The sequence below is a fragment of the Bradyrhizobium sp. AUGA SZCCT0158 genome (assembly GCF_018130065.1).
Taxonomy (GTDB): domain Bacteria; phylum Pseudomonadota; class Alphaproteobacteria; order Rhizobiales; family Xanthobacteraceae; genus Bradyrhizobium.
The window spans coordinates 78,645-99,932 of sequence record NZ_JAFCME010000013.1; the positions used below are offsets into that span (position 1 = coordinate 78,645).

General features: G+C 62.8%; 19 protein-coding genes. 4 read left to right on the forward strand and 15 right to left on the reverse strand.

Annotated elements, in window-relative coordinates:
• Nucleotides 1–46 precede the first annotated feature (46 nt).
• Together groL and JQ574_RS19780 are read right to left on the reverse strand one after the other, a co-directional pair.
• Entirely contained in the window at nt 47–1,693 is a 1,647-nt protein-coding gene (groL, locus tag JQ574_RS19775) for a chaperonin GroEL (RefSeq protein WP_212204715.1), read from the reverse strand.
• Nucleotides 1,694–1,784: 91 nt separating this feature from the next.
• Entirely contained in the window at nt 1,785–2,102 is a 318-nt protein-coding gene (locus JQ574_RS19780; RefSeq protein ID WP_212204717.1) for a co-chaperone GroES, read from the reverse strand.
• Between the two features lie 376 nt (nt 2,103–2,478).
• On the opposite strand from JQ574_RS19780, the gene JQ574_RS19785 reads away from it, so the two are divergent.
• Both JQ574_RS19785 and JQ574_RS19790 read left to right on the forward strand, forming a co-directional pair.
• A complete protein-coding gene (locus tag JQ574_RS19785) occupies nt 2,479–2,766 on the forward strand; it encodes an usg protein (RefSeq protein ID WP_192734078.1) in 288 nt (95 codons plus the stop codon).
• A gap of 159 nt (nt 2,767–2,925) precedes the next feature.
• Nucleotides 2,926–3,501 (forward strand): cupin domain-containing protein, encoded by a 576-nt coding sequence (locus JQ574_RS19790; RefSeq protein WP_212204719.1) that lies wholly within the window; start codon nt 2,926–2,928, stop codon nt 3,499–3,501.
• 113 nt (nt 3,502–3,614) lie between these two features.
• Here JQ574_RS19790 and JQ574_RS19795 read toward each other — a convergent pair whose 3' ends face one another.
• The 4 genes from JQ574_RS19795 to JQ574_RS19810 form a co-directional block, all read right to left on the reverse strand.
• A complete protein-coding gene (locus JQ574_RS19795; RefSeq protein ID WP_212204721.1) occupies nt 3,615–4,952 on the reverse strand; it encodes an MFS transporter in 1,338 nt (445 codons plus the stop codon).
• A 12-nt stretch (nt 4,953–4,964) separates the two neighbouring features.
• Nucleotides 4,965–5,477, reverse strand: coding sequence for a PRC-barrel domain-containing protein (locus tag JQ574_RS19800; protein WP_212204723.1), 513 nt, complete (start codon nt 5,475–5,477; stop codon nt 4,965–4,967).
• Between the two features lie 87 nt (nt 5,478–5,564).
• Nucleotides 5,565–7,766, reverse strand: a complete 2,202-nt coding sequence (locus tag JQ574_RS19805; protein ID WP_212204724.1) for an amylo-alpha-1,6-glucosidase — start codon at nt 7,764–7,766, stop codon at nt 5,565–5,567.
• Nucleotides 7,767–7,954: 188 nt separating this feature from the next.
• Nucleotides 7,955–9,718, reverse strand: coding sequence for an ABC transporter ATP-binding protein (locus JQ574_RS19810; RefSeq protein ID WP_212204726.1), 1,764 nt, complete (start codon nt 9,716–9,718; stop codon nt 7,955–7,957).
• A gap of 290 nt (nt 9,719–10,008) precedes the next feature.
• Here JQ574_RS19810 and JQ574_RS19815 point away from each other — a divergent pair, with 290 nt between their 5' ends.
• A complete protein-coding gene (locus JQ574_RS19815; protein WP_212204728.1) occupies nt 10,009–11,076 on the forward strand; it encodes a glycosyltransferase family 4 protein in 1,068 nt (355 codons plus the stop codon).
• Between the two features lie 72 nt (nt 11,077–11,148).
• Here JQ574_RS19815 and JQ574_RS19820 read toward each other — a convergent pair whose 3' ends face one another.
• The 3 genes from JQ574_RS19820 to JQ574_RS19830 all read right to left on the reverse strand — a co-directional run bounded on the left by JQ574_RS19820 (nt 11,149) and on the right by JQ574_RS19830 (nt 13,611).
• The gene (locus JQ574_RS19820; protein ID WP_212204730.1) at nt 11,149–11,928 is read right to left on the reverse strand and encodes a phosphatase PAP2-related protein; all 780 of its coding nucleotides are present in this window, start codon (nt 11,926–11,928) and stop codon (nt 11,149–11,151) included.
• Between the two features lie 144 nt (nt 11,929–12,072).
• Complete coding sequence (locus tag JQ574_RS19825) at nt 12,073–12,249, reverse strand: hypothetical protein (protein ID WP_212204731.1); 177 nt, start codon at nt 12,247–12,249, stop codon at nt 12,073–12,075.
• A gap of 105 nt (nt 12,250–12,354) precedes the next feature.
• Nucleotides 12,355–13,611: a NupC/NupG family nucleoside CNT transporter gene (locus JQ574_RS19830; RefSeq protein WP_212204733.1), complete on the reverse strand. Its 1,257-nt coding sequence runs from the start codon at nt 13,609–13,611 to the stop codon at nt 12,355–12,357.
• A 181-nt stretch (nt 13,612–13,792) separates the two neighbouring features.
• Between JQ574_RS19830 and JQ574_RS19835 the strand changes: the two genes are divergently transcribed.
• Nucleotides 13,793–15,016, forward strand: a complete 1,224-nt coding sequence (locus tag JQ574_RS19835) for an MFS transporter (protein ID WP_212383787.1) — start codon at nt 13,793–13,795, stop codon at nt 15,014–15,016.
• Nucleotides 15,017–15,192: 176 nt separating this feature from the next.
• Here the strand turns inward: JQ574_RS19835 and JQ574_RS19840 are convergent, their stop codons facing one another.
• The 6 genes from JQ574_RS19840 to JQ574_RS19865 all read right to left on the reverse strand — a co-directional run bounded on the left by JQ574_RS19840 (nt 15,193) and on the right by JQ574_RS19865 (nt 21,222).
• On the reverse strand, nt 15,193–15,957 hold the full coding sequence (locus JQ574_RS19840; RefSeq protein ID WP_212383789.1) for an SDR family oxidoreductase: 765 nt from the start codon (nt 15,955–15,957) through the stop codon (nt 15,193–15,195).
• Nucleotides 15,958–15,970: 13 nt separating this feature from the next.
• On the reverse strand, nt 15,971–16,729 hold the full coding sequence (locus tag JQ574_RS19845; RefSeq protein WP_212204737.1) for a proteasome-type protease: 759 nt from the start codon (nt 16,727–16,729) through the stop codon (nt 15,971–15,973).
• Between the two features lie 177 nt (nt 16,730–16,906).
• Nucleotides 16,907–18,208, reverse strand: coding sequence for a metal-dependent hydrolase family protein (locus tag JQ574_RS19850; protein ID WP_249119460.1), 1,302 nt, complete (start codon nt 18,206–18,208; stop codon nt 16,907–16,909).
• 94 nt (nt 18,209–18,302) lie between these two features.
• Nucleotides 18,303–18,512 (reverse strand): hypothetical protein, encoded by a 210-nt coding sequence (locus JQ574_RS19855; protein WP_212204741.1) that lies wholly within the window; start codon nt 18,510–18,512, stop codon nt 18,303–18,305.
• Between the two features lie 13 nt (nt 18,513–18,525).
• Entirely contained in the window at nt 18,526–19,089 is a 564-nt protein-coding gene (locus tag JQ574_RS19860) for an HdeD family acid-resistance protein (protein WP_212204743.1), read from the reverse strand.
• A gap of 480 nt (nt 19,090–19,569) precedes the next feature.
• Complete coding sequence (locus tag JQ574_RS19865) at nt 19,570–21,222, reverse strand: MFS transporter (RefSeq protein WP_249119461.1); 1,653 nt, start codon at nt 21,220–21,222, stop codon at nt 19,570–19,572.
• Nucleotides 21,223–21,288: the final 66 nt, after the last annotated feature.

Sequence of the window (21,288 nt, forward strand, 5' to 3'; positions counted from 1 at the left end):
GCTGCCGGGGTTTTGCATTCTTTTGACGTTCGCCTGGATGGCTGGATCAGAAGTCCATGCCGCCCATGCCGCCGCCCGGGGGCATGCCGCCTGCGCCGCCGCCGGCGTTCTTCTTCGGCAGTTCGGCGATCATGGCTTCGGTGGTGATCAGCAGAGCCGCAACCGACGCTGCGTTCTGGATCGCCGCACGAACCACCTTGGTCGGGTCGATGATGCCCTTGGAGACCAGGTTGCCGTATTCGCCGGTCTGCGAGTCGAAGCCGTAGTTGTACTGGTCCTTCTCGAGGATCTTGCCGACGATGACGGAGCCGTCTTCGCCTGCGTTGATCGCGATCTGGCGGGCCGGCGCGGACAGCGCCTTGCGCACGATCTCGACACCGGTCTTCTGGTCGTCGTTCGCGGTCTTGATGCGCTTGAGCTGCTCGGAGGCGCGCAGCAGGGCGACGCCGCCGCCCGGCACGATGCCTTCTTCAACCGCCGCACGGGTCGCATGCATCGCGTCATCCACGCGATCCTTGCGCTCCTTGACTTCGACTTCGGTCGCGCCGCCGACGCGGATCACCGCGACGCCGCCTGCGAGCTTGGCCAGGCGCTCCTGCAGCTTCTCACGGTCGTAGTCCGAGGTGGTTTCCTCGATCTGCGCCTTGATCTGCTGCACGCGCGCTTCGATGTCGGCCTTCTTGCCGGCGCCGTTGACGATGGTGGTGTTTTCCTTGTCGATCATCACCTTCTTGGCGCGACCGAGCATCTGCAGCGTGACGTTCTCGAGCTTGATGCCGAGATCTTCCGAGATCGCCTGACCACCGGTCAGCACCGCGATGTCCTGCAGCATGGCCTTGCGGCGATCGCCGAAGCCCGGAGCCTTGACGGCCGCGACCTTGAGGCCGCCACGCAGACGGTTGACGACGAGGGTGGCGAGAGCTTCGCCTTCGACGTCTTCCGCGACGATGACCAGCGGCTTACCGGTCTGTACCACGGCTTCGAGCAGCGGCAGCAGCTCGTTCAGCGAGGAGAGCTTCTTCTCGTTGATCAGGATGTAGGCGTCGTCCATTTCAACGCGCATCTTGTCGGCGTTGGTGACGAAGTAGGGCGAGATATAGCCGCGGTCGAACTGCATGCCTTCGACGACGTCGAGTTCGGTTTCGAGCGACTTGGCTTCTTCAACCGTGATGACGCCCTCGTTGCCGACCTTCTTCATGGCGTCGGCGAGGAACTTGCCGATTTCGGCGTCGCCGTTGGCGGAGATGGTGCCGACCTGGGCGATTTCCTCGTTCGAGGTGACCTTCTTGGAGTTCTTGACGAGGTCGGCGACCACGGCTTCCACCGCCAGGTCGATACCGCGCTTCAGATCCATCGGGTTCATGCCGGCGGCAACCGACTTGGCGCCTTCACGGACGATCGCAGCCGCGAGCACGGTTGCGGTGGTGGTGCCGTCGCCGGCAGCATCTGCGGACTTGGAAGCGACTTCGCGCACCATCTGCGCGCCCATGTTCTCGAACTTGTCGTCGAGCTCGATTTCCTTGGCGACGGTGACGCCGTCCTTGGTGATGCGGGGAGCGCCGAACGACTTGTCGAGCACGACGTTGCGGCCCTTGGGGCCGAGCGTGACCTTCACGGCATTGGCGAGAATGTCGACGCCGCGCAGCATGCGGTCGCGGGCATCAACGCCGAATTTGACTTCTTTAGCTGACATATTTGATTTCCCTGAGTTGAACTTGGTGTCTCACCCTCTTCGAGGGGCGCCGCGCAGGCGCTCCTCAGGGGTGAGCGTGTGCGGACTTGGCTTAGGCGGCCTTCTTCTTGGTCGCGGGAACGTCGGTGAGGACGCCCATGATGTCGCTTTCCTTCATGATCAGCAGCTCCTGGCCGTCGATCTTGACCTCGGTGCCGGACCACTTGCCGAACAGGACGCGGTCGCCGACCTTGAGGTCGATCGGGATCAGCTTGCCAGCTTCGTCACGGCCACCGGGGCCCACGGCGACGATTTCGCCTTGCGAGGGCTTTTCCTTGGCACTGTCCGGAATGATGATGCCGCCAGCAGTCTTCTCTTCGGCGTCGATGCGCTTGACCACGACGCGGTCGTGAAGCGGACGGAATTTCATGCAGTCCTCCTAAACTTTTGCAAATGTTGTCGATTTTGGCGTCTTGGCAGTCCGAGCAGGCGAGTGCCAACCCGGCTGCGGGTGATTTAGGCCAGTCTTGTTCGGGGGACAAGGGCTTCTAGCAGAAAAATTGGCACTCAAATATGACGGCTGCCAATTTCATTCATCATGATTAATCGAGGTAAACGCCCGCCGACCCCGTATTAGCACCTGCGGTAAGCTGCTGCTAACGCATGAATTTTCAACAGTTCATTAAACATTTAGGCTTGTGATGGGTTGGTATCGTGCGTCACATTTCTCTCATGTGAGCGCATCTCCGCCGGGGTGGCTCGGTGTGGCCACCACGTGAAATGCGCTTCCGACAATGGAGGTTGGCATGGTCTCGCGGGTTGGGGTTGTTTCCGACGATTTCCGGAAGCAGGTGCTGGGTTATGGACTGACGACGGCGGAAATTCTCTATCGGCTGCCGGATCATCCCTCACTGCTGCAAACCTACGTCTGGCAGAACTACGATCTGTTTCCGAAATTTCCGGCGCTGAAAGATTTTCTGGCCTTCTGGCAGGAAAAGCTCGACGGCCCGCTGTATTCGGTCACGGTCGCGCATTCCAAGCTGATCAAGCCGGCCGAGCTTCGCGCCGTGGACGGCGTGTTCAGGCTGCATTGAGCGGAAAGGATTGTAGTTTGTAGGGTGGGTTAGGCGAAGCCGTAACCCACCATCATCGGTCGCTGCCTCAACGGTGGGTTACGCCTTCGGCGAACCCACCCTACGAAACGCATTTTGTGCTAGCCTCTCCCCACCAAACGATCAGGGGAGGCAAGAAAAATGGCCAAGCAAAAAGCGACATCGAAAGCCGCAGCCAAAACCGCGGTGAAAAAGAAATGGATGGGCCTCGGCACGGCAGCCAAATCCACAGCCCGCAAGACCATCGCATCAAAAGGCCGCGTCGCCACGGCCAAATCGAAGGCGGCAGCCAAATCAGCGGCGAAGGCCGTAGCAAAGCCGAAGGCTCGGCCGAAACAGCACATCGCCATCAGCCATCACCGCGATGAGGATTTCAAGGCCGACGGCCTGCGCACCTATGCACAGTACCGCGATCTCGGCATTGCCGCGGCGACCCATGGCCTGGCGCAGGCGCATGTGATCCGGCTGATCGGACCCTGCAACCCCGAGGAAGTTTCAAAACTGCATTATCACGACGTCGAATTCCAGATGGTCTATGTGCTCAAGGGTTGGGTGAAGACCTACATGGAAGGCCAGGGCGAGACCTTGATGAAGGAGGGCGGCTGCTGGACCCAACCGCCGCGCATCCGGCATCTGATCCTGGACTATTCGGACGACGTCGAATTGCTGGAAGTGATTTTGCCGGCAGAATTCAAGACGGTGGAATTGGGGACGTAAGACGCCGTCATTCCGGGGCGACGCGTAGCGTCGAACTATGGTGCGCAATTGCGCACCTGAGAATCTCGAGATTCCGGGCTCGTGCTTGCACGCCCCGGAATGACGAAGGGGCCTCACGCCCGTTTCGTTTCCGGCATCACGAACGCGATCAGGCAAAGCCCTAAACATCCGATCGCGGACAGGCCGAGGAAGGCCACGCTATGTCCGAAATGGTCGCTGACATAGCCTGCCAGGACATTGCTGCAGGAAGCGCCGATGCCGACCGCCGTCCCCACCACGCCCTGGGCGAGGTTGAAATGGCCGCTGCCGAAGGCGATGTCGGCGACGGTCAACGGGATGAGAACGCCGAACACGGCGGCGGTAACGCCGTCAAAGAATTGCACGGCGACCAGCAGATAGGGATCGGTGACGGTTGCGAACAGCACGCCGCGGATGGCGAGCGCGGTGAAGCCGATCAGCAGCAGCGGCCGGCGGCCCCATTGCTGGGCCTTGCGGCCGACCGATGGCGACGTCAGCGCCACGATCGCCTGGGGCAGGATGATGCACGCCGCGATCAGTACCGGCGCCCACTGGGTCGAACGAGTCGTCACGATACCGGCCATCAAGGGCAGCATCGCGGCGTTGGCGAGCTGCAGCAACATCACGGCGCCGGCAAAGATCAGCAGCGGGCGCTGGCGCAGCAGATGCAGCACGCTGGTGGCTTCGGGGTCCGGCTTGGCGCGGACGATCGCGCCATGGGCCTGTTCCGGATCGATTTCGCGATCTTTGATCCGGGATAGCGCTATGATGGTGAAGATCACCAGAACGAAGGTGGCGAGAAACACCGAGCGGCTGGAGATGAAATAGCCGCAGGCCCCCATCAGCGCCGCGGCAACGCCGTTGCCGATTGACGCGAACCGCGCATTGCGCCCGAGCCGTTCGCCGATCGCGGCCGGTCCGACCAATCCAAGGCTGATCGCGGCGATCGCCGGGCCGAGCACGCAACTCGCCAAGGCGTGCAATGTCGCCGCTGCCGCGATGACGGGAAAGATCGGCCATGCCGCATAGGCCAGCGCTGCGACTCCGATCGCTGCGACCGCGAAACCGGCGACCAGCCGTTCTCTCCGGGCAGCGTCGATGATGGCGCCGCCCGGCATCTGGCCGATCAGCCCGACGATACCGCCGATCGACAGCACCAGCCCGATCTCGACCTGGGTCCATTTCTGCGTCGTGAGGTACACCGCGACGAACGGACCAAAGCCGGTCTGGACGTCGGCGAGAAAGAAGATGAACCAGTCGAGGCCGCGCTGGCTTTGCGCCGAAGGGTGCGGCTCGGGCGATGCCGGCGGCGGCGGTGACGTGTCGCCGCGTTCATCGATGGACGGCGCGCCCCGCGTCTCACCGGCAAAATCCTTGCCAAGATCTTTGGCAGAATCTTTGGGATATGGGTTCGGGCGCGCGGACAGTGGCATTCTCCTCCGCGGTCAGTGATCGAATTGCAGGGGTTGCAGACTGCCGGTGGCGCCGAGCACCACGATCGGCGTATCTTCCTTGTATTCGGGTGCGGCCTTGACCTGTTCCAACGTCAATTCGAGCGTCATGCTTTCCTTCTTGTTGGTAACTTGTCCGAAGTGGAGTGCGTTCCAGTCGACGACGATCTTTCGGCTGCCGACGCCGAGAAAGCCGCCGAAATCGATCACCGCGGCGCGCACGGTTCCGGAGCGATCGACGATCACGTCGACGATGCGCCCCATGTTCTCGCCCGCCGTGCTGCGGACATCGCGTCCGAGAATCCCGCGTGCGTCCGCCGCCCGGATGACCGTGACGGAAGGCGGGGGCGCCGGCTCTTTCGGCGCATCCGGCGAGGCCTTTGCCGCCGGACTTGGTGCGGCGAGAGCCGGCGGACCCTTGTCTGGTTCCTGCGCGACCGCCAGTGCGCCGAGGGATATCGCGCTCCACACCAGAACGGCTGCCGTGATTTTTTGCCCTGAACGCATGCGGTCTCCTGAACCTCTTCACGGTTGCGCAGAGGTGACGAACCGGCCGCAGCTGGTTCGTCACCATTTCCCCAAGTACGGTCGCGGTCAGCGCGACAACACGATCGAGACCTGAACCCGGCCCCGCGTTCGCATCATTTCGAGCGATACGTCGTCGCCGTGACGGCGCAGGCGAAGGTCCACGCTGGAATCGCCAAGCCGCAAGTCACGCAGCACGACCTCGTTCAGGAATTCCGGCAGACGGGGATTCCGCAGGCGGATTTCGCCGGCCCGCGCATCGAATTCCAGGCCCAGCGAAGCTTCCAGCAGCGTGAACGGCGTCGCGCTCGCCCATGCCTGCGGCGAGCATGCCACGGGATAGAGCGTCGGGCCAAACCGCCGCTCCCGATGGAAGCCGCAGAACAATTCCGGCAATCGCCGCAGGTCCATGTAACTCGCAGCGCCGAACAATCCCTTGAACAGGTGTTCGACGGAATGTTTCAGGCCGTAGCGCGCAAGGCCCAGCGCGATCAGCGCGTTGTCGTGCGGCCAGATCGAACCGTTGTGGTAGGACATCGGATTGTAGCGCGACTCGCCCAATGCCACGGTACGAATGCCCCAGCCGGTGAAGAAGCGCGGCCGCATCAGGTCGGCGGCGACCATGCGCGCGCGGTCCTCGCCAATGATGCCCGTGAACAAGAGCTGGCCGGCATTGGATGTCCGCACCTTGCACGGCCGCTTGGCGCCGTCGAGCGCGAGCGCGTAGGTGCCCATATCAGAGCACCAGAACGCCTCCTCAAAGCGTGCGGCAAGCTCCGTTGCCTCCTCATCGAGCCTGCGCGCCTTCTCCGCAAAGCCAAGCTGGCGCGCGCAACGTGCCGCCAGCCGTTTGCCGGCGAAGACGTAACCCTGAACCTCGCACAGGGCGATGTGGCCTTCGGCCAACTGGCCATCGGCATGAAAGATCGCGTCGAAGGAATCTTTCCAGCCCTGATTGGCGAGGCCCTGGTCGGATGCGCGCTGATATTCGACAAAGCCGTCACGATCAGGGTCGCCGGGACCGTCGATCCAGGCCAGCGCGGCCTCGATCGCGGGCCACAGTTCGCGCAGCGTGTCCTCGTCGCCGGTGCGCTCGAAATAGAATCCCGCTAGCAACACGAACAGCGGCGTGGAATCGACGCTGCCGTAATATTGCGCGAACGGCACTTCGCGCAGCGCCGCCATTTCGCCGCCGCGCATTTCATGCAGGATCTTGCCGGGTTCGGCATCGTTCAGGGCATCGACGGTCGTGGCCTGATAGGCAGCCAGCCGTTTGAGCACGCCGCAGGCCACACGCGGGTCAATCCACAGCATCTGCAGCGCGGATATCAGGCCGTCGCGGCCGAACGTGGTTGAATACCAGGGAATGCCGGCATAGGGATAGCGGCCATGCGCGGTGTCGGTCATCAGCATATTGAGATCGGCCATCGACTGGCACAGCACCTCATTGAAGATGCTGTTCGAGGTTTCGACGCTGGCGGCGCCCGCGGTCGAACGGCGCATTTCGCGGCGATGTGCGAGCAGGCCATGCATGAACGGCGCCGGCCGATGCTCCGCGGCATAGTTGCAGGTCACCGCAACGAACACCGAGGTAAGCTGCTGCGGCTCGAGCGCGAAATGATAGCTGCCGCTGTTCACCGCCAGCAGGGTCGGGCGCGGGTCGAAATGCAGATTGGTCGTTCGCGCCTCGCCGTCGAGGCCGCGATACTCGAACCTGACATCGGCGGGGCTGAGCAGTTCGCTGGTGCCGGTGCCGCGGCGCGGGCGCCTGGCGCCGCGCACCTCGAACAGATCGGCGAAATCATTGTCGAACAGGAAGGTCAGATCGATGTGTGCGGCCCGGTCGCCATGGTTCTGGACGGCGATCCGCTGATAGGCGGTGCCGCGCCACAGGAAGATGGTGCGCACGATGTGGATCAGATCCTTCTGCAGGACGATCCGGTCGCCGTCATAGATGTCGGGATTGGTGAGGTCGATCGTCAGCGCGGAATTATCGTCGCGCAGGTTGGAGCCGAGCAGCAATGGCTGGGTCTGGTTCAGCAGGAGCTCGAGCCGCGCCAGATAGCGGGTATCGGCATTGAACAATCCATCGGGTCCACCGGCCGAAGCACCGATGTCGCCGTGGCTGTCGAGGACGATGAACGTATCGTCATGCTTGAGGGTGCGGCGCGGCCGTGCGGCCTGGCCGGTCATGGGAATGTAGAACGGCGATTCCGTGATCTGCTCGGCGAGAGGAGTATCCGCCCGCTGGACGTTGGCTTTGGTGGCCATGCGTAACCTCTGTCCTGTAACTCTAGAGCCTTTTCCGTTCCGATTAAACGGAACGGGCTCTAGATTCCTGATTTGACGCGTTTCATTGACGCCAACCGGTATCCAATTCGCTGGAAAGCACTCTGGCGGATACCGCTCCGCACGCCGCGACGCCGATCTGACTGTGCTCTACATTCGTTTCCGCGATTTCAGGCTGCGTGGATCGCGAGACGGTTCATTTCCTGCGTCACGAGCTGCCGGTACGGACCGGTTTCGCGCATCAGGCGGTCCGGTGGACCATCCTCGATGATCTTGCCTTCCCTGAGAACCACGACGCGATCGAAGTTCCGCAGCGTGGCGAGCCGGTGGGCGATCGCGATCACGGTGCGGCCGCGCATCAGGCGGCCGAGCGCCTCGCGGATCGCTTCTTCGGACTCGCCGTCAAGCGCGGCCGTCGCCTCGTCGAGCAGCAGGATCGGCGCGTCCTTCAGGAACGCGCGCGCGATTGCGATGCGTTGCCGCTGGCCGCCGGAGAGCTTGACGCCGCGATCGCCGACCATGGTGGCAAGGCCGTCGGGCAGATTTTCGACGAAGTCACACCGCGCCGCGATCGCCGCGCGCAGGACCTCGTCGTCGCTTGCCGTCGGACGGCCATAGCGGATGTTCTCCAGGATCGTGCGGTGGAACATCGAGATGTCCTGCGGCACGACCGAAATGGCTTCGCGGAGGCTTTGCTGGGTGACGCGCGAAATATCCTGGCCGTCGACGGTGATACTGCCATTGTCGACGTCATAGAAGCGCTGCAACAGCACAAACAGGCTGGATTTGCCGCCGCCGGATTGGCCGACCAGGCCGACGCGCTGCCCGGGTTTGAGGTTCAGGTTGAATTTGTCGAACACCTGGACGCCGCCAGGATATCCGAACGAGATGTTCCTGAAGGTGATGGCGGCACCGCTCTTGATCAGCGGTTCGGCCTCGGGATGGTCGCGCAGTTCATGCGGCTGCAGCAGCGTTGCGATCGCCTCCGAGAGCCGGGCGGTGTGCTGGGTGACATCCACAAGTGCGACCGCCAGATCGCGGGTCGCGTGCAGGATGGAAAGACCGAGCGTGCAGACCAGCACCACGTCGCCGGTGGTGGCCTTGCCGCTCTGCCACAGCGTGACCGCCCAGTACAACAGGGCCACCGTCAGTGCCAGCGTGATCACGGCATGCGTGAGCCGAAGCTTTTCCAGATAGCGCAGGCTGCGGCCCCGTGCGGTCAATTCGCGGTCGACGGTGTTGTCGAAGCGGTTGTGCTCATGGTCGAGCCCGCAGAACGCCCGCACCAGTGGCATGTTGTTGATGACGTCGACCATTTCGCCGTCAACGGCGGCGGCCTTGTCGGCGTAGTCGTCATGTAGCGGCTTGCCCGCGGCCGCGATCCGGAACATGGCGATGAGGACCACGCTTGCGATCACGATCATGCCGGCGGCCATCGGCAGGCTGACGGTTCCGATCAGCGCGATTGCCACAATTGTGGCGATGCAGGGCGGCAACACGTTCCATACGAACATGTTCTCCACCGTGAATACGGCATTGGAGGTGGCCGTGATCCGGCTTGTCAGCATGCCCGGGAGCCGGTCGATGAAATAGCTCGGGGCGTGTCCGGTCAAATGGCGGAACATGTCGCGGCGCAGATCGCCGGTGACGCCGACAAACGTGAAGCTCGCTGTCCAGCTCGCGATGCGCCACAGCAGGACGTCGGAACCAATCAGCGCTATGAGAAAAACGAATGCCAGCCATACACCGCCGCTATGCGCAGGTCCGGCGGCGAGGGCGTCGACCAGATACTTCACGCCGTATTGTGTGCCGACCGAGCAGGCAACGGCTGCCACCACCGTGAACAGTATCACCAGATGCGACGCGGGCCGCCGGCGCAGATAGCGCATTACAAAGGGGAATGGTCGGTTCGCGTATCCCGATAGATTGTCCATGTGTCTGCTAAACCTGTTGGAGATTAACGGGAAATCCTGGCGGAACCCCGACCCTGTCGACGGGCGTCATTCGAGTGGCGCGGCAACGCCTCAACTGCACAACAATTTCGCAGCAAAGGTCGTTCAAGAAGTCTGATCACGTGTGATGGCATCAGCAAGACGACAGTGTGAGAGAAGTGAGCGCACCAATGTGGGAACTTCGCATCTGCGTAAACGTTCCCACTCTGGCGATGCCGCGCCACGAGGGTTGAGGGCTTTCAAGGTAAAATCACGATCAGGAGGTTGTTAGGATGCGCATCGCGCAGGTTGCTCCGTTGACGGAGGCTGTTCCGCCCAGGCTGTATGGCGGCACCGAACGCGTCGTCTATTGGCTGACCGAGGAACTGGTCGCTCTGGGACACGAGGTCACGCTATTCGCCAGCGGCGATTCCCGAACCTCCGGCAAACTGGATGCGACGTGGCCGAAGGCGCTGAGGCTGGACGGGTCGGTGCGGGATCCGAACGCACTTCACATGCTGATGCTCGAGCGCGTACGGCAAAAATGTGACGATGAAGAATTCGACTTTCTTCATTTCCATCTCGACTACTATCCGTTCTCGCTGTTCGCGCGGCAGCCGACGCCGTTCGTGACCACGCTTCATGGCCGGCTGGATCTTCCCGAGCATCAGCCGGTGTTCGCGACATTCTCGAAGATTCCGCTTGTTTCGATCTCAAATGCGCAGCGGCGGCCGGTGCCGAAAGCAAACTTCATCAACACCATCTACCACGGCCTGCCGGAGAAGTTGCTGACGCCCCAGGCGGTGAAGCCGAGCTATCTGGCCGTCCTCGGCCGTATCGCGCCGGAGAAGGGCGTGGACCGGGCGATCAGGATCGCGATACGCTGCGGCATCCCGCTCAAGATTGCGGCGAAGGTCGATCGCGCCGACCAGGAATATTACGATGCGATCATCAAGCCGATGATGGATCATCCGCTGGTCGAGTTTATCGGCGAAATCGGGGACCACGAGAAAGCCGAGTTCCTGAGCGGGGCGATCGGGTTGCTGCTGCCGATCGACTGGCCGGAGCCGTTCGGCCTCGTCATGATCGAGGCCATGGCCTGCGGCACGCCCGTGATCGCCTACAACCGTGGATCGGTTCCTGAAATCATCGACGACGGAAAGACCGGCTTCATCGTCGAGGATGAAATCAGCGCGGTCGCCGATGTCGGGCGGCTGGGGGAACTGGATCGCCAGGCCATTCGCACGCATTTCGAGACGCGCTTTACGGCTCGCCGTATGGCGCTCGACTATGTCAACACCTATCAGGGCATGATCGAGGCGGTGAAGCCGCGGATGAAACTGGTCAGCAGCGCCGAATAACGTTGCCGGAGCAGGGCGCTCGATTCTTAAACCCGTCGATGGCGTGCGTCATCGACGGGACGCGCTCGCGCGTCAGGACGCGGTGTTCGATTGACCGTTCGACACCGGGTCGTCGCCGACGGCGTGCAGCACGAATGGTCTGGCGACACGCCCAGGTTCGGCGACAGGAATGGACGATCTGCGACTTGCGCGCTTTGGCCGTGGTGCGGTCTGATTTTCGGTGGAGCGAAACAACGCGTAGTCGCGGCTGAATAGCCAGCGCGATGTTTGAAAGACGCCGTGGGTGATGAACAGAGCGGCGAGCACGTCGATCGAATAGTGGTAGTGGCCGAGCAGCACGACCGCGCCGAAGAACGCGGTCAGCGCGAGAAAGAATACCCGCCATTGCAAGATGTGCCAGAACGCCAGCGCCGCCAGGAACGGCATTCCGGTGTGACCGGAAAAGAAGAGATCGCTGCCGTAAAAAATGGAGTTGAAGAACGGCGCCGGCTGCTGCGGATCGATCGGGGACGGCGCCATGTGGGTGAGCGCCACGAATACGGCGCGGACCACCAGGAACAGCGCCGTGGCCTTCAGCGCGAACGGCAACCGGTTCGGCCGCCAGGCCAGCAGTCCCGCCGTGATGACGAAGGCCGTGAACGTACCGTAGATGAACAGAAAGCGGACGTTGTAGGGCCCGACGCGGCTCAGCACAAAATCCGTGACGTGGTTGCTGGCATGGACCGTAGCATAGGTGACAGCGGCGAAGATCGCGATGCTGCTGGCAGAGAGGAAAGCGGCGCCCTCGCACAGCGAGCGGACATACGCGCGCGTGCCAAACAGCGTGCGGTAAAGCCGAATGGTGTGTTCCATGGCGCCTGCTCCTCCGTTCGCGAAATCTGCTACGGCTGGCATCACGCGGCCGCCAATTGCGGCGGCTCATCGGCGGTCTGATCGTAGGATTGGATAGCAGGCGGCTCTAAAACAAAGGCCGTCTGCCGCTGCTTGCCTACGCTGTTATCGGTAGCCGAATGCGACAAACCCCGGCGGAAGCGGCTGCGGATTGAGAGCGACCCGCTCGAGCGCGGAGGTAAACCGGTGCTGCAGTCCGCTGACGATGATGATGCCGCCCGCAACACGGTCGAGTTCAGCTGATGTCAATGCTTCGTCTTTGGCAGGAACTGAATGGGTCATGGTTGTTTCCCTTGGTGAGGCGGGCACGGCGCCGTCGCCGAGCGGACATTACCTCGCTCGCCCTGATTGGTGTGTGAGCCAAATCACTCAGGGCTGGCTCGGCCGCTAGCTGATCGTTCCCACGATCGCGCCCATCAGGCAGGTGGCCAGCGTGCCCGAGACGATCGACTTCAGCCCGAGCGCGTTGATCTCCTCGCGGCGCCCGGGTGCCATGGTGCCGAGGCCGCCGATCATGATGCCGAGGCTCGCGAAGTTGGCAAAGCCGCACATCGCATACAGCATGATCAGCCGCGAGCGCGGATCGAGCGCGTCGGGACCGAGCTTCGATAGATCGACATAGGCGATCAACTCGTTGAGCACCGTCTTGGTGCCCATAAGGCTTCCCGCCGTGATCGCCTGCGACCACGGCAGGCCCAACAGCCAGCATACCGGCGCCATCAGATAGCCGAGCAGCCGCTGCAGCGAAATCTTCGCGCCGCCGATCTCGGGCAACAGGCCGAGGATGGCGTTGGCGAGATAGACCAATGCCACCAGCACCAGCAGCATGGCGACGATGTTGAGCAGCAGCTCCAGTCCGGACGTGGTGCCCTTGACGATCGCATCCATGGTGCTCTTCACTTCCATGTCGGTGTCAGCAGCGGCCAGCATTCCGCCAGTCCGCTTGTCAGACGTCTCCGGCACCATGATCAGGCTGATCAGAATCGCCGCGGGTGCGCCGAGCACCGAGGCAATGACGAAATGCGCCGCCGCATCCGGGATCAATGGCGCGAGAAACGTGGCGTACAGCACCAGCACGGTACCGGCGATCCCGGCCATGCCGCCGGTCATCACCATGAACAATTCGCTGCGGGTGAGTTGCGAAAGGTATGGGCGGATGAACAGGGGCGCCTCGACCATGCCGAGGAAGATGTTGGCGGCGGCGGACAGCCCGACCGCGCCGCCGACGCCGAGCGTGCGTTCCAGAAGCCAGGCCATGCCGCGCACGATCGGCGGCAGCACCCGCCAGTAGAACAGCAGCGTGGTCAGCACGCTCATGACCAGGATGATCGGCAGCGCCTGAAACGCCAGGATGAAATCGGCGCCCGGCGCCTTGAGGTCGAAGGGAAGCGTGCCGCCGCCGAGATAGCCGAACACGAAGGAGGTGCCGGCGCGGGACGCTGCCGCGATGATATTGACCGCGTCATTGATGGCGCCGAACGCCTTTGCGACCAGCGGCAGCTTGAGCAGCACCAGCGCGGTAAGCACGGTGACCGCAAGCCCGACCGCCATCTGCCGCCATGACACCGCGCGGCGGTTCTCGCCGAGCGCCCACGCGATTCCCAGCAACGCCAGCACGCCGAAAGCCGATTGCAGTTGCAGCATGATCTCGAAGTCCCCCGGTCGATTATGGCAGCGGGGGACTTGCAAGCGCAATGCCGGGCAGCCCTTCGCCGCCTGGCATTGACAGCCCGTGGGCATTGACAGGGGGATCAGGGTCGTTCACGGCGTAACCAACAACAATGCGAGCGGACGCACGCTTCGAAAAGCAGGATACCGGCCTCAAATGTCTTCCCTGATGCCTGTCGGCGCCGGCGATCTGCTCAGGCATCCCTCCTTCCTGTCGTTTCTGCTGTCGCGCAGCCTGTCGCGTTTCGCCAGCCAGATCGGGGCCGTTGCCATCGGCTGGCAGGTCTATGACATGACCGGCAGCGCCTTCGATCTCGGCATGATCGGGCTGGTTCAATTCCTCCCCACGGCGTTGTTTCTGTTCGTGGCCGGCCATGCCGCCGACCGCTACGAACGCAAACGGGTGGTGCAACTCTGCCAGATCGCCGAGGGGCTGACGGCGCTGTTTCTGGCCTGGGGCGCCTATGCGGGCTTTCTTAGCGTCACGCAGATATTCATTGCATCCTTCGTGCTCGGTATAGCCGGCGCCTTCGAAAGCCCGGCATTGGCCGCGCTGCTGCCGCTGATCGCGCCGAAAGGCGCGCTGCAGCGTGCCACCGCGGTCTCGAGCGGCGCGGCGCAAATCGCCACCATCGCCGGTCCTGCACTCGGCGGCTTGGCCTATGCCATCGCCCCCAGCGCAGCCTTTGGGGTCATGACTGCGTTTTTCCTATTCGGGGCAGCAATCATGGGGGCGATCCGGCTGACGCAGCCGGCTGTGGTACGGGATGCCGCGACACCGGATGATATCTTTGCCGGCGTCAAATTCGTCCGCAACAACCCGGCGATTCTCGGAACGATTTCGCTTGATCTGTTCGCGGTGCTGCTCGGCGGCGCCACCGCGCTGCTGCCGATCTATGCCCGTGACATCCTGCAGACCGGCCCGCTCGGCCTCGGCATCCTGCGCGCCGCGCCCGCGATCGGCGCGCTGCTGATGACGGTGTTCCTCGCCCACCACACCATCAACCACCGCGTCGGAATACGGATGTTTCAGGCCGTGATCGTGTTCGGCGTGGTGACGGTGGTGTTTGCGCTGTCGCACTGGATGTGGCTGTCGGTGCTGGCGCTGGTGGTGCTGGGCGCCGCCGACGTCGTGAGCGTCGTGATCCGCTTCTCGCTGGTGCAGCTCGCAACGCCCGACGACATGCGCGGCCGGGTCGGCGCGGTCAATTTCCTGTTCATCAACGCGTCAAACCAGCTCGGTCAGTTCGAAAGCGGCGTTACCGCCGCCTTGTTCGGCGCGATGCCGGCCGCCGTGCTCGGCGGCGTCGGCACGATTGCGATCGCGCTATTGTGGATGAAGCTGTTTCCGACGCTGCGGGATGTGGAGAAGCTGGAGTAGGGCGACGACCCTCACCACGTCGTCCCGGCCTTGAGCCGGGACCCATACGCCGTGCATTCTCGATGAGAACGCAAATGGTAGAGGCCTCGTAACCCAATCACCGCCGCGGAGTATGGGTCCCCCGATGCGCAATTGCGCATCTGAGCTCAAGGCCGGGACGACATCGGTGGATTTGGCTACCCCCGCCCGACGAACGGCATCTTGGTCGCCATCACCGTCATGAACAGCACGTTGGCATCGAGCGGCAGGCCGGCCATGTAAGCCACCGCGTCGCCGACCGCTTTTGCGTCCATGCGTGGCTCGTGTTTCATCGTGCCGTCGGGCTGCATCACGCCGGGCCCGGCGACCATGCGGTCGGTCATCGGGGTTGCCGCGTTGCCGATGTCGACCTGGCCGACCGCGATGTCGTAAATGCGGCCGTCGAGGTTGGTGGCCTTGGTCAGGCCCGTGATGGCGTGCTTGGTCGAGGTGTAGGCCGACGAGAACGGCCGTGGCGCATGCGCCGAGATCGAGCCGTTGTTGATGATGCGGCCGCCGCGCGGGTTCTGGTCCTTCATGATGCGGAAGGCATGCTGGGTGCACAGGAACGGGCCGGTGAGGTTGGTGTTCACCACTGCCTGCCACTGTTCGAGGCTGAGGTCCTCAAAGTTCACCGGCGGCGCGCCCATGCCGGCGTTGTTGAAGAGCACGTCGAGCCGGCCGTAGGTTTCCTTGACCTTGTCGAACAGGGCGGCGATCGAGGCTGGGCTCGTCATGTCGGCGGAAACGCACAGGCTCTTGCCGACATTGTCGCCGAGCTTCTTGGTCTCCTCCAGCATCTCCATGCGGCGCCCGGCGAGCACCACGGTGAAGCCGGCATTCATCAGCGCTAGCGATGCCGCGCGTCCGACGCCGGTGCCCGCGCCGGTGACGACTGCGATCTTGTTTGCTGCTTCGGCCATTGTTTCCTCGCCTTTACTTCTTTGTTTCTGTTTCTGATTTGTAGGGTGGTCTTGGAATATTCTGATGCGCTGCGCGCAGCGCCGCCGACCAGCGTGAACGCAGATCGTGGAAATAGGGCTCGCCGGCCTCGATGCGGTGATTGAGATCGGCCTCGCAGGCATCCGCGCGCACCACCAATACGTCGATCGGCAGGCCGACGCCGAGATTGGAGCGCATCGTCGAATCCATCGAGATCAGGCTGGTCTTCAGCGCCTCGTACAGTTCGACATCGTAATGCATGGCGCGGTCGAGCACCGGCTTGCCGTATTTATGCTCGCCGATCTGCAGGTACGGCGTGTCGGTCGTGCATTCGATGAAATTGCCGGCGGTGTAGACCATGAACAGCCGCATCCGCGAGCCCTTGATCTGGCCGCCGAACAGGAACGAGACGTCGAAACTGACGTCTTCGGAGCGCAGCGCGTCGCCCTCGGTGGCGTGGACGCTGCGAATGGCGCGGCCGATGCGCTGGGCGGCCTGGAACATGGTCGGCGCGTTCATCAGCGTTTCGACCTCGCCGTTGTGCGGGTCTTCGATGCCCTCGGTCAGGGTTGACAGCACCGACTGGCTGATCGCCAAATTGCCGGCGCTGGCGATCGCCATGATGCGCTCGCCCGGCTTTGAGAAAATGTGCAGCTTGCGAAAGGTCGAGACGTTGTCGAGGCCGGCATTGGTGCGGGTATCCGCGATCATGACCAGACCGTCCCGTACCAGCACTCCGCAACAATAGGTCATTCCACGTCCCCGAAACCGTCCGAACTACCGGCGGGGCACTAGTAGCCAATTTTTCGGGGGCATCCAACCCCAATTCCCCAGGCCGTGGCATGCGCTGGATGGGTAAAAAGACGCATTGCGCGGAATGAGGGCTCGATCGGCGCTGCGGACCGAACCCTACGACACGCCTCCGTCGTTCTATTTGCCACCGACAAGGAGGTTCTTGTAGATTTTCCCGTCCTTCATGATGACGACGAAATTCTTTGCCGGGTCTTCGATCAGCTTGATGTTATCGACGGGGTTGCCATCCACCAGCAGCAGGTCGGCCAGCGCGCCTTCTTCCACTACACCGAGCTTGCCGGGATAAGGATTGCGAAGCCCGGACATGGCAAGCAGTTCTGCGTTTGTCGATGTCGCCATGACCAGCGCTTCAGCGGGGGTGTACCAACGGGTAAGCGAGGCCAGAATTGCTCCTTGTTGTTGCGCCAGTTCGCGGGAGAACAGCACATCCGTGCCCCACGCCGTCTTGATCTTGTATTTCTTAGCCATCTGATAGGCGCGGGCTATCCCGGGCCAGACCTCTTCCGCTTTGGCTCGCTGGACAGAACCCTCAGGAAGGCCCAGCCTCATCCCCTCCGGCAGTGGCTGCATGCTCAGCCAAACACCCTTGTCCGCGATCAATTTTGCGGTTGCGTCGTCCATCAGGAAACCGTGCTCGATACACCTCGCGCCGGCCGCAATAGCGCTCCGGATCGCAGTCGACGTAAAGGCGTGCGCGGCGACGTATGTCCCCCAATTTTCGGCCGCTTCGACCGCGGCGCGCATTTCGGCCTCCGTGAAGGTCTTAACGTCGATCGGACTGAAGGGGGACGACACCCCGCCGCCCGCCGTCAACTTGACTTGTGAGGCGCCCTGCATGAGCTGTTCGCGTACGCGCACGCGCAGCTCGTCAGGGCTATCGGCAACGATGGCGCCGCCAATCTGCTCCATGCGGGTAAGCATGCCGCCGATCGTTCGCGGCAGATCAGTCAGCTGCCGGAAATCCCCATGCCCGCTCGTGACAGTGATCATGGCGCCGGACGGATAGATACGCGGGCCCTTGACGATGCCTTCATCGATGGCGCGCTTGAGGCCGAACACCGGCCCGCCCACGTCGCGAATGGTGGTGAAGCCGCGCATCAGAGTATCTGTCGCTTCGTCGCCAGCCACCAGATTGTTGAAACCGACGTCACCGAACGCCTCTACCGGGTTCGTGCGGATCAGCATCGCGTGCCAATGCGCATCGATCAGGCCCGGCATCAGGACGCGGCCGGCACCATTGATCGTTGCGGTTTGAGCGTCGACCGCGATCGGCGCCGTCGAAACCTTCTCTATCGTGTTGCCTCGGATCAGGACGTTGGACGGCGCTGAAACCGCGCCACTCTTTCCGTCGAAGATCCTGACGTTCTGAAATAATGCAGCTTGCTGGGCTTGCGCGGAGGGCGGGGCGGAGAAGCTCATTCCGATTGCAGCCAGAACTACCAGCACGGAACTGCCGGGGAATATTCTCAAGCAAGACATTCTCATAGCCGTGTGCCCCCGTTATCTGATCTGGTTAGCGAATCTGACCGTTCTCATTGCGCCTGATGATCTTGAGAACCCAGAAGATCACGCCGGCAATCAGGGACAGGACGCCAAGAAACGATAACGCCGTTGACTCGAGGTTCATGCCTGCGACCAGCAACACGCATCCCAGGACGATCAGAACCAGACCGCCGAGCTTTTTCGCGAGAAAAACGGACCCTTCGTCAGCACGTGCAACCATAGCGACCACTCCCTTATGCCGTTTTCGCCGACGGCCACCACGCATAAGCCAGCCACGCGATGCCGTGAGATATCAGATCGACGCCGAGGACAAATCCAAGCACCCAGAGACCGGTCACCGGGAATCCCGTCAGAATGACGAGGCCGGCCAGGACGCCGAAGGCGCCGGACAGCAGCATGATCCAGCCCGCATCTTTCCAGTGGCCGAAGCCCAGCAGAATTCGAACGATGCCGGATATCAGCAGCAACAGGCCGAGGACATAGGTGAGGATCAAGGCGCTGGCGACCGGCTGGCTCACCAGCACCGCGCCGAACGCGATGTACAAAATGCCGAGCAGCACCTGCCATACGAAGCCGCCCCATCCCTTGGTCCAGAACGCGTGAATCACTTCGAAGGCGCCCGCGATGATCGAGATCCAGCCGATGAACATCGTGCTGATGACGGTCACCAGAACGACGTCACCCAACACCAGGATTCCCGCGGCGATCATCACCAGTCCAAGGAGGATGCAGATCCAAAATGGTGGCGCGGACAAACCATCGGCGCGCAGTCGTGAACTACCGTCATAAGTGGTCATGTTGTCCTCCTCGGATCGGAGCCTGTGCGATCAAATGAGCGGCGCAGCATCGGCCGCTCGGGTCTCATCAGCATCCTGAAATCGGCTATATCCATCGCCAGCCGCAAACGCGGCGCCCGCGGTGCCAATAACAGACCCAACGGCGCCGGCGGTGACGGTGGATTGGGCGCCGTCGCGGCGGACGTGCCTCAGGGCGCGGGGGCGGCCGGCGGGTGGCGGCCTGAACACGTACCGTGAGATCATCCGTCTCGCCGGCAGGATCCTTGCTGCCGAGATCTTTGCCGAGGTCCTTCTGTGGCGCGAGGGGCATGGCCTCGACCACGGCCGGCAGCGAACTTGCGGCCAAACCCGCGGCTGCGGCCACACACAAAATGCCCCGTAATACGCTGCGACGCTCGATTGCATCCATTGGGCTCACTCCTTTGACCGGCGCCTTGTTATTTTTTCTCCGCGGAGAAACACACGTCTCGCAATCGGTGATCAGGTCGATTTCGCGCCTTCGACCGCGGGGTCGTCACTTGGGATTTCTCCCGGCAGGTAATTCGGGAGCTGTCCGGCCGGAAACACCGCGAGCAAGGCGAGGCCGGCCATGATGAGCAGGCCGATCTTCAACGCGCGCAGCCGCGCCTCCGTGTTCACGCGCACCGCTTCCTGCACCTGCTGCGGCGTGGCGGTAGTGTTCTCCATCACGGTCCGCAGGCGCTCGTTGCTGACGAACGTGATGTTGTTGAGATCGACCTGGCTCTGCAGTTCTTTCGGCAGATCCGGATTTGCGGCGATGCTGCTGACGGCGATCGTGCTCAGGAGGCCGACAAGAAGCGCGCCGGCGATGGCCGTTCCGACGGCCGCGGCAAGATTTTGCGTGGTGCCGCGCGCCGATCCGACGTCGCCTGCCAGTGCCTTGGGCGAGGCGGTGACCAATACGTTAAACAGCAGCGTGACCAGCGAACCCTGGCCGATACCGAACAGGACGAGGCCGAACAGCACGGGAATCTCGCTCCAGTCGTTCCGCACCACGAACGCGAGCCACACCAGTGCAATCGTGCAAAGGGCGAAGCCATAGCGGCCGATCTGGCGGGGTGTCAGTTTGTCGTAGACGTTGACGATCAGCATCGCCGTGAAGAACACCGTGAGATTGAACGGCATCATCGCGATCGCGGTCGCGAGAGGGGAGCGGCCCTGTACGATTTGAATGTACAACGGCACGGAAAAGTTAAGCGCCGCCTCCAGTGCGACCACGGCAAACAGCCCGTAGACCGCCGCGCGTTCCTGCGGCGAGTCGATCACCTCGAGGGCAAGCAGCGGCGTCTTCCCGGCCGCCTGGCGCCGATGCGTCCAGATCAGAAAGGCCTGGCCGAGTACGATACCCAGAACGATCATGACCGGCGCAGGCGAAAGGCCGAGCAGGTCGAACGGCGCATTGGATGTTGCGAGCGCCAGACCCCAGCCGTTCAGGTTATTGAAGCCGAAACTGATGAGGATGATGGCTGTTGCCGCCAGCACAACGCCTGTGACATCGATCTGCACGTCCGGCCGTCCGCGGTCGGGCCTGAGGCGGAAGCTCAAAACGAAAACAATGGCGGAGGCGGCGATCAGGATTCCGAACGCCGGACGCCAGCCGATATATGTGCCGAGGACGCCGCCAATGATGAATGCCAGCACGCCGGCAGCGGCCCGCGCCGAACCAGGCGCACCCACGGCGGTCGCCTGCTGGCGCCCGGTATAATTCTCGGCGATCAGCGCCACCAGCGATGGCACGATCACGGCCCCTGCCGCGCCGCAAAGCGCCTGGGCCGTGATCATCAGGGGCGCGGTGGGGCTGAATGTCATCAGTATCTGCGCGGCACAGAACAGGACGACGGCGGCGCGGAAGACCTGGGCGGCGCCGAACCGCTGGGCGAGTTTCGCGCCCAGCATCACGAAGCCGGCCACCAGCATGGAGTAGGCCACGATGCCGGTCGCCACCGTCGTCGGCGGGACGCCGAAGCTCTGCACCATGCCTCCCATCGCGACCGGCAGCGAAGCGACGTTGAAGGACATGATCATCTGGCCGAACGCAATGGCGATCATCGGCACCCATGACGCCTGCGCGTCGTCGCGGATGTCGCCGATTGAAATCGAGTGCGTTGCCATGGCGTCCTCCGGCTTGCTCGGTTCCGGATCGGTCGGGTCTTACGGCCCGCCCCAATCCCTTTGGCA